Source organism: Azospirillum sp. B506 (genome assembly GCF_000333595.1).
Taxonomy (GTDB): domain Bacteria; phylum Pseudomonadota; class Alphaproteobacteria; order Azospirillales; family Azospirillaceae; genus Azospirillum.
This window is the reverse complement of the sequence record NZ_BADK01000632.1, coordinates 1-7810: the sequence shown is the minus strand read 5'-3', so window position 1 is coordinate 7810 and position 7810 is coordinate 1. Positions and strand designations below refer to the sequence as shown.

At 66.7% G+C, this 7810-nt stretch carries 8 protein-coding genes; 3 read left to right on the top strand and 5 right to left on the bottom strand.

Going from position 1 to position 7810, the window contains the following annotated elements:
• The 3 genes from I71_RS18880 to I71_RS18870 form a co-directional block, all read right to left on the bottom strand.
• The coding region (locus I71_RS18880; RefSeq protein ID WP_042696463.1) for a 3-hydroxyacyl-CoA dehydrogenase NAD-binding domain-containing protein at positions 1-260 on the bottom strand (260 nt) is incomplete at its 3' end.
• A 422-nt stretch (positions 261-682) separates the two neighbouring features.
• Positions 683-2146 carry a flippase gene (locus I71_RS18875; protein WP_042696461.1) on the bottom strand — a complete coding sequence of 488 codons (1464 nt, stop codon included), beginning with the start codon at positions 2144-2146 and terminating at the stop codon, positions 683-685.
• Positions 2147-2246: 100 nt separating this feature from the next.
• Entirely contained in the window at positions 2247-4403 is a 2157-nt protein-coding gene (locus I71_RS18870) for a polysaccharide biosynthesis tyrosine autokinase (protein WP_244433915.1), read from the bottom strand.
• A gap of 393 nt (positions 4404-4796) precedes the next feature.
• Between I71_RS18870 and I71_RS18865 the strand changes: the two genes are divergently transcribed.
• From I71_RS18865 to I71_RS18860, 3 genes are all read left to right on the top strand, one after another.
• A complete protein-coding gene (locus I71_RS18865) occupies positions 4797-5507 on the top strand; it encodes a Crp/Fnr family transcriptional regulator (RefSeq protein WP_042696457.1) in 711 nt (236 codons plus the stop codon).
• A 94-nt stretch (positions 5508-5601) separates the two neighbouring features.
• Positions 5602-5775 (top strand): hypothetical protein, encoded by a 174-nt coding sequence (locus I71_RS38375; protein ID WP_159107404.1) that lies wholly within the window; start codon positions 5602-5604, stop codon positions 5773-5775.
• Positions 5776-5865: 90 nt separating this feature from the next.
• Positions 5866-6069: a DUF2892 domain-containing protein gene (locus I71_RS18860; protein WP_042696455.1), complete on the top strand. Its 204-nt coding sequence runs from the start codon at positions 5866-5868 to the stop codon at positions 6067-6069.
• Positions 6070-6149: 80 nt separating this feature from the next.
• On the opposite strand, the gene I71_RS18855 is transcribed toward I71_RS18860, so the two are convergent.
• Together I71_RS18855 and I71_RS18850 are read right to left on the bottom strand one after the other, a co-directional pair.
• Positions 6150-6719, bottom strand: a complete 570-nt coding sequence (locus tag I71_RS18855) for an ActR/PrrA/RegA family redox response regulator transcription factor (RefSeq protein WP_083897251.1) — start codon at positions 6717-6719, stop codon at positions 6150-6152.
• Between the two features lie 36 nt (positions 6720-6755).
• Positions 6756-7778, bottom strand: coding sequence for an ActS/PrrB/RegB family redox-sensitive histidine kinase (locus I71_RS18850; RefSeq protein ID WP_280109897.1), 1023 nt, complete (start codon positions 7776-7778; stop codon positions 6756-6758).
• Between the last annotated feature and the right edge of the window lie 32 nt (positions 7779-7810).

Sequence of the window (7810 nt, the reverse complement as noted above, 5' to 3'; positions counted from 1 at the left end):
ATGAGAGCTGGCCTTGCGCAATCCTCCTGATTGCGGCTGAAGGTGAGCCGGCCGCGTGCGATGACGTGGCGCAGCTTCTCCGTCAGGCCCGGCTCGTGGAAGTGCGGGTTGCCCTGGCCGAGCTTGTCGAGCACGTCCTGCCGCACCTCGACCCCATGCACCTGGAAGCCGGCGTCCGCCATCGCCACCGCCAGCGTCAGGCCGACATAGCCGAGCCCGAGGACGCAGACGTTACGATCGGAAAAAGTCTTGGGAAGCATCGTCGCTCCTGCCGTTTGCTGAGGCCCCGCCACCGGCGGCGGGTTGCCGAAAGTTTGGAGACGCCCCGGCCGCCATGCCCTGTTGCCAAGCAGGCAGACGGAGAAACCTCGAAATTCGAAATTGTTTTCTTATTGTGACTTCGCCGTGACGATGAAGTACCTCGTAACTGGCGTTGTGCAGCGCGAAGTGTTTCAGAAATCACCGTCCGATGAAAAGACTATGATTGCTTTTCTTTGCCGTATTAATGGTACTAACCCCCGTCGCGGCAAAATGAATGCTTGGAGGCACCAACAGAGACGTTCGAAAGTGGTGCAATAGGCACATTCTGTTCCGGCTGCCGGCATAGGGCGACCCGGCCTTGCGGAATTGAGGGTTGCACCCATCCGTCCGGCCAAGACCCGCTCCTTTCAAGCCGCCCCTCTCATGCCGTGGCGCTGGTCAGCCGGCGCAACCGTTTCAGGTGGACCAATCCCGTCAGCACGGCCACGACGGCATAAACCGCCACCATCGCCACGCTGCCGGCGACGAAATGCACCAGTGCCGGCATCCGGTCGAACAGCGGGGCGGCGACACGGTCGAGTGCCAACGCCGTGGCAATCGCCGCACCGGCGCACAGAACCGCCCGCGCCGTGATCCCGGCATACAGCTCGCCGACCGCCTGCCGGTGGATCCAGGCGATGGCGACGGTGGCCGCCAGTTCGGCCGTGAAGGTCGCCATCGCCGCGCCCTCGATGCCGTAGCGCGGGATCCACCAGATGTTCAGCAGGGCGTTCAGCGCCCCCCCGGACAGCATGGCGATCATGTAGCCGGTCTGCCGGTGCCAGACGAGCAGCGGGTTGCCCAGGATCATGTTGGCGTAGACCACCGCCGAGGCCAGCATCAGCAATCGCAGCGCCAGCGTCGCCGGGGCATAGGCGTCACCGAACAGCGTGCCGAGGATGGACGGCGCCAGGGCGAAGCCGCCGGCGACGACCAGCCCGCCGACTGCCAGCATGACGCCGGCATAGGCCCGCATCCGGTCGCGCATCGGCCCGAGTTCGCCATAGGCGGCGGCCAGCTGCGGCAGGAAGGCGTTCATGACGATGTTGCCGACCAGATTCGCCAGCGTCTGGATTTTCACCGCCGCGCTGTACCAGCCGACCTCGGTGTGCGGGGCCAGGAAGCCCAGCATCACCACGTCGAGATGGGTGAAGATCGCCCAGGCGAAGACGCCGACCGCCATCGGCGTCGCCGCCGTCAGGATCTCGCGCCACACCTTCAGGTCGACCCTGGGGCGCAGATGGCCGAAGTCGCGGCGGAAGCGGCCGATCATCACCAGCGCGTTGACGGTGATGGAACCGCCGGTGATGGCGGCTGCGGTGATGGCGTCCTCAGGCCCACGCACCAGCAGGAAGACGAGAAGCATCGAGCCGATGGAGGTGCCGATCTCGCGCGTGGCGATCACCCCCATCTTCTCGGTCGCCTGGTAAACAAAGTCGAGCACCAGGGCGTTCCCCAGCAGCTGGACCGCCTGCACCAGAAGAACCGCCTTCACCTCCATCGGTTTGTCCAGCGACAGGACGAAGGCCGCATAGAGGACGCCGACCACCAAGGCCAGAACGGTGCGCAGGGTCAGCACATGTTCCGACAGCTCGGCCGCCCGCTCGCGATGGTCCTCCTGCTCGCGGTTGCGGGCGATCTCACGGATGGCGTAGGTGGACAGGCCCATGTTCACGAACAGCGCCGCATAGGCCATCAGCGAAGTGCCGAAGCCCAGCACGCCGAAACTGTCCGGTCCCAGAACCCGCGCGGTCCAGGCGGCGGTGACCAGCCCGCTCGCCATCGTCGCCGCCTTCGCGGCGGCAAGGGCGCGGATGTTCCGGAAGATGCGGTGTCCAGCGGACATTCATGGGCTCTTCGGTGGTTGGAAAATCGTGATGCGCAACGCAGAAAGCCCTCTCCCGCCCTCGGCCGGTCCGACCGACTATGGGAGAGGGGGCTTTTCCTCAGTTCGCGTAGTAGCGGCGGTAGCCGTGGTAACGGCCGCTGTCCGGGAATTCGTACTGGGCGTGGCGCCGGGTATCGACCTGACTGAACAGGACGCCCACCACCTCGCCGCCGGCCTCGATCACCTCCTTCAGCCCGGCCATCGCGGTGCCGCGCTTGGTCATGCCCCAGCGGACGATGAAGACGGTCTGGTCGGCAAGCGCCGCCAGCAGCTTGCCTTCCGACACCGCCAGCACCGGCGGCGAATCCAGCACGATGCGGTCATAATTGACCGACAGGCGCGACAGCAGCTGGTGCATGCCCGACGAACCGAGCGTGTCCTGCGGCAGCGTGCTGCCATGGCCGGCGGAGATGACGTGCAGGCCGGTGCGCGGATCGACCTGGATCACCTCCTCCAGCGCCGCGGTGCCGGACAGCACTTCCGACAGGCCGCGGGCGTTGGACATGCCCATCATCTCGTGCAGGCTCTTCCGCCGCAGGTCGCAGTCGACCAGGATCGTCCGCTGGCCGGCATTGGCGCAGGTGCGGGCGAAGGCGGCGGCGACCGAGCTCTTGCCTTCGCCGGGAACCGACGAGCTGAACAGGATCACCCGGTGCCGGCCGTCCGGATTGGCGAGCAGCAGCGAGGTGCGCAGGTTCTGCATCGATTCCGCGAAGGCGGAGATCGGCTTGTCCACCACATAGGCGGCCGGCGAGCCGCCGAAGCGCGGGATGCGCGGCACGATTCCCAGGCTGCGGACGCCGGTCGCCGTCTCGAACTGGTGCGGGCTGCGGAAACCGCTGTCGGCGCGTTCGCGCAGCATGGCCAGCAGCACGCCCAGCGTGCCCGAGGCCACCAGCGCCAGCAGCAGGATCAGCTTCCGGTTCGGCTGCGATGGGTCGAGCGGGATCGACGCCTCCGACACGATGCGGGCGTCGGGCTGGCGCATGTCGGTCTGCGCCGCGATCTGCTGCGAGCGGGTCAGCAGGGATTCGTACATCGACTGGGCGGTGCCGGCGTCGCGTTCCAGCGTGCGCAGGCCGACGGTCGCCTGCTGCTGCTCGTTCTGCTTGGCCTCCGCCTGGTCCAGGCTGGCCTTCAACGACTGCTCGCGGCCCTTGGCCAGCTCCACCTCGTTGCTGAGGTTGGAGACGATCTTGCCGACGTCGGTCTTGATCTGGCCCTGCAGGTCGCGCAGCTGGCTCTGCAGCGCCTGCAGCATCGGATGCTTGCTGCCGTAGCGGTTGGTGGCGTCGGCGATCTGGCGCTGCAGATCGACCTCGCGCTCGCGCAGCGCCTGGATCAGCGGCGAGCCCAGCACGTCGCCGACCGCCGAAGCGCCGCGCGGCGAATTCGCCATGGCGGTGACGTCGCGCAGCTTGGTCTCCGCCTCCTGCCGCTTGGTGCGGGCCAGGATATAGTCGGCGTTCAGCTGGCTCAGCTGCTGGCCGACCACCGTGCTCTCGTTGTTGGAGGAGGTGGTCAGGCCATGCTGGGTCCGGTATTTCTCCACCGCATCGCCGGTGGTCTGCGCCTCCTTGCGCAGGTCGGTCAGCCGCTCCTCCAGCCACTGGGTGGCGCGCTTGGACGCCTTGAACTTCTCGTCGAGCTGGTCGACCAGATAGAGGTCGGCGATGGTGTTGGCGATCAGCGCCGACTTGCGCGGATCCTCGCTGTCGAAGCTGACGGCGATGACGTAGGAACGTCCCTGCGGCCGGATCGAGGTGTTGTCGAGCACGGCATTGACGACCGAGGTCAGGTGGTTGCGCTCGATCTCCTCCGGCGACAGCGGGACGCCGCTCGACGGCTTCCAGCTGTCGGGGATCCAGTTGCGCGGGTTCAGCGCCGACAGCCATGCGGGGGGCGGCGGACGCAGCGAGGCGTTGAATTCCGGATCGTTCATCAGCTTGAGTTTCGTCACCACCTTTTCGGCGAAGGCCGGCGACTTCAGGATGGCGACCTCGCTTTGCAGCGCGCTGATGTCGGGGGTCATGTCGGACACCACGCCCTCGAAATTGAGGACGGTGTTCTTGCGGTGCTCCACCATGATCAGCGTTTCGGCGGTGTAGAGCGGCGTCATCCGGAAGGCGACCAGGGCCGCCAACCCGGTGCCGACCACGATCACCGTACCGATCAGCAGCTTGTGCCGGCGCAACAGCCCGGTGGTCCGACGCACGGCGCTGGCGGCGCTGGCCGACAGATCATAGGAGATCCCGGGGGAGACGGAACCTGGGCCCCGCCGAGACTCAGGGGTATTGCGTCGGGGATGTTCCTGAAGTTCCTGGGTGGCCAAAGGGTCCTCCTCGCGTAACGACCAGAAAGCGCGGCCATAGGACCATCCGTTTGCCCGATCCGCCGTTTCGGGCAGCTGATGCTGTCCGGCGGGCAGGCTCGGCGGTTCGTCCGATTGGCTGAAACGCAGTGTTAGTCCAGCCGTTGCATCGGCCATCCAGTGCATGCGGCGAGCAATGGGCGCGCAGTGGGTAGCCTTCCTGACCCTGTTGCAGTGCAGTATGGACCATCGATGCAGAGCCGATGATAATGGGGGTTACTCGGAAGGACAGGCTCCATGACGTTCGATCGCACCGGCTGGACTGCGGAGATCCCCGCACTTTTCCCGCAACTGGCGACACTGGAACCGGAGTCGATGGTCCGTCTCGGCAACGCCGGGCACCGCGTGAACGTTCCCCGCGGAACCGTCCTGTTCCGTCCCGGCGACCGTTGTCACACATTCCTGATGGTTTTAGACGGTGCGGTCCGCGTGCAGATGACGTCGGAGACCGGCCGCGAAATCCTGCTGTACCGCGTCGGCTGCGGCGAGACCTGCATCGTCACCACCGCCTGCCTGCTGACCGACGCTCCCTACGGTGCCGAAGCGGTGGCAGAGACCGACATCGACGCGGTGGCGCTGGCGGCCGGCCCCTTCCACGATCTGGTGGCACGCTCCGCCGCCTTCCGCAATTTCGTCTTTGCATCCTTCGGCAACCGGCTGACCGGCATGATGATGCTGATCGAGGAGGTCGCCTTCGGCCGCATCGACCTGCGCCTCGCCCGCCTCCTGGCCGACCGCCGCGACGGTGCCGGCGGGCTGGACATCACCCACCAGGCCCTGGCGGTGGAGTTGGGTACCGCCCGCGAGGTGGTGAGCCGCCAGTTGAAGGAGTTCGAACGCCGCGGGCTGGTTGCCCTCTCGCGCGGCCGCATCCAGCTGCTCGACCCGACGGCCTTGCTGGCATTGGAGAAAAGCGTTACGCGGCCTCAACCGTGTGACAAATTGTAAATAGGTGCCAAATTGTTTTGCATACGCATTTTGAGCTGTAAGTACTACGAAATAAGGTATAGTGTACCTATACTCTTTGGATGGAGGTACGGTTATGCCACATCGCCATGACTCCGCCATCGTAACCGCTATCAGGCAGATCCGCGACCACAGCCGCGAATGCCACAGCCTGCCGGCCCGTGAGGTCCTGCTGCGCATCGAACGGCGCATGATCGAATTCCTCGAAGATCGGCCGGTTCAGCCGACGCAGGGCACATGGTCGAATTAGGGCTGTCGTTTCCAGCGTGACTCAATCACAGACGGCATCACGGCGCGGGTGTAGAGCGGACATCGTCGTCCCATCACAACAGGTGCCGCCATGCTTTGCCGCAACATGGGTCCGGTGGATCGCGCACTGCGCGCCATTGTCGGACTGATCCTGATTTCCCTGACCGTCGTCGGACCCAAATCCCTGTGGGGGCTGGTCGGGCTGGTACCGTTGCTGACGGCCTTCGTCGGCATGTGCCCGGCCTACACCCTGCTGGGCATCAAAACCTGCCGCACGGAAGACCGCACCGCCTGACCGGTGAGGCCGCCACAGATGCGAACGGCCCGCCCCTTTCCGGGCGGGCCGTTCTCTTTTCAGAACGAAACTGCGCCGGCTCAAGCGCGGGGCGCGTGCTTGTTCAGGATGCGCTGCAGGGTGCGGCGGTGCATCTTCAGGCGGCGGGCGGTCTCCGAGACGTTGCGGTCGCATTGTTCGAAGACGCGCTGGATGTGTTCCCAGCGGACGCGGTCGGCCGACATCGGGTTTTCCGGCGGCTGCGGAAGCGGCCGTCCGTCGGCCAGCAGCGCCGATTCCACCGCGTCGGCATCGGCCGGCTTCGGCAGGTAATCGACCGCACCGGCCTTCACCGCGGCGACCGCGGTGGCGATGTTGCCGTAGCCGGTCAGCATGACGATGCGGGCATCGGGGCGGGCATCGCGCAGGGCCGACACCACGTCCAGCCCGTTGCCATCGCCCAGCCGCAGATCGACCACCGCGAAGGCGGGGGCGGATTCCTGCGCCACCTCGATGCCGAGCTGGATGCTGTCGACCGCGACGACGTTGAAGCCGCGCTTCTCCATGGCGCGGGCCAGCCGCGTGCGGAAGGGGGCGTCGTCGTCGACGATCAGGAGGCTGCGGGTGACGTCGCCAGTGAAGGTCAGTTTGACGGCATCGCCCGACAGCAGGTCATCGGTTGTTTTGAGGGTGTCCACCGTGAAACCTCATTTCTTGGCGTTGATGGTCTTCCAGCGCACGGAAATCCGCGCACCCGTTCCGCCCTGAGTGGCATGCCCGCCGGCGGTCTGGTCAGCGGGCGGAGTGCTGCTGTCCGGCGGATTGTTGCTGTAGCGCACGGTCGCGCCGGTCTTTTCCAGCAGCGTCTGCGCGATGAAGATGCCCAGCCCCATATGCCCGCCGCCCGTCTGTCCCTTGGGACCGGAGCGCTCGCCGCGCACCGACAGGTACGGCTCGCCGATGCGGCCCAGCAGGTGGGACGGGAAGCCCGGGCCGTCGTCCATCACCGTGATGGTGATGCCGCGGCCATCCCAGGCGGCGGCGACCGTCACCTTGTGGCGGGCGAACTGGTGGGCGTTCTGGATGAAGTTGCCGATGCCGTGGATGATCTCCGGGCTGCGGCGCAGGAAGGGTTCCTCCGCCTCGCCGACCGGGTGCGGTTCCACGGCGAAATCGATGTGGCCGAGGCGATGGGGGGCTGCGGCGGCCTCGATCAGCGCGGTCAGCGGCAGCCGCTCGAACGGGTCGCCGCCATCGGCCTCGGGCTTGCGCGCCAGATCGGCCAGGATCTCGCGGCAGCGCATCACCTGGCTCTGCAGCAGCTCGACATCCTCGCCATAGGGGCTGTCGGGCGGCAGGTCGCGCGCCAGCTCCTTCGCCACCACGGCGATGGTGCCGAGCGGCGATCCAAGCTCGTGCGCGGCGGCGGCGGCGAGCGCGCCCAGCGCGCCCAGCCGCTGTTCGCGGGCGAGCGCCACCTGCGAGGCGGCGAGCGCGTCGGCGAAGCGCCGTGCCTCGGCGGCGACGCGGAAGACGTAGCCGGCGATGAAGATCGACGACACCGTCAGCGACAGCCAGACGCCGAAGGCATAGAGCGGCGCCATCGAGCGCACCGGCTCCTCCCACGGCAGCGGGAAGTGCCAGAGGGCGAGTGCGGTCAGGCAGATCAGGTTCAGCCCGGTCAGCAGCACCGTGTCTTGTACGCGACAGGATGGCCCCACCCCGGTCATCGGCGCCAGCTACAGGATGGCTAAGGGGTTGC

What these genes read in the sequence shown, in the direction of transcription:
- I71_RS18875 (WP_042696461.1), bottom strand. Translation starts at nt 2,146, where the DNA reads ATGTCCGCTGGACACCGCATCTTCCGGAACATCCGCGCCCTTGCCGCC.
- I71_RS38375 (WP_159107404.1), top strand. Translation starts at nt 5,602, where the DNA reads ATGCCACATCGCCATGACTCCGCCATCGTAACCGCTATCAGGCAGATC.
- I71_RS18860 (WP_042696455.1), top strand. Translation starts at nt 5,866, where the DNA reads ATGCTTTGCCGCAACATGGGTCCGGTGGATCGCGCACTGCGCGCCATT.
- I71_RS18865 (WP_042696457.1), top strand. Translation starts at nt 4,797, where the DNA reads ATGACGTTCGATCGCACCGGCTGGACTGCGGAGATCCCCGCACTTTTC.
- I71_RS18850 (WP_280109897.1), bottom strand. Translation starts at nt 7,778, where the DNA reads ATGACCGGGGTGGGGCCATCCTGTCGCGTACAAGACACGGTGCTGCTG.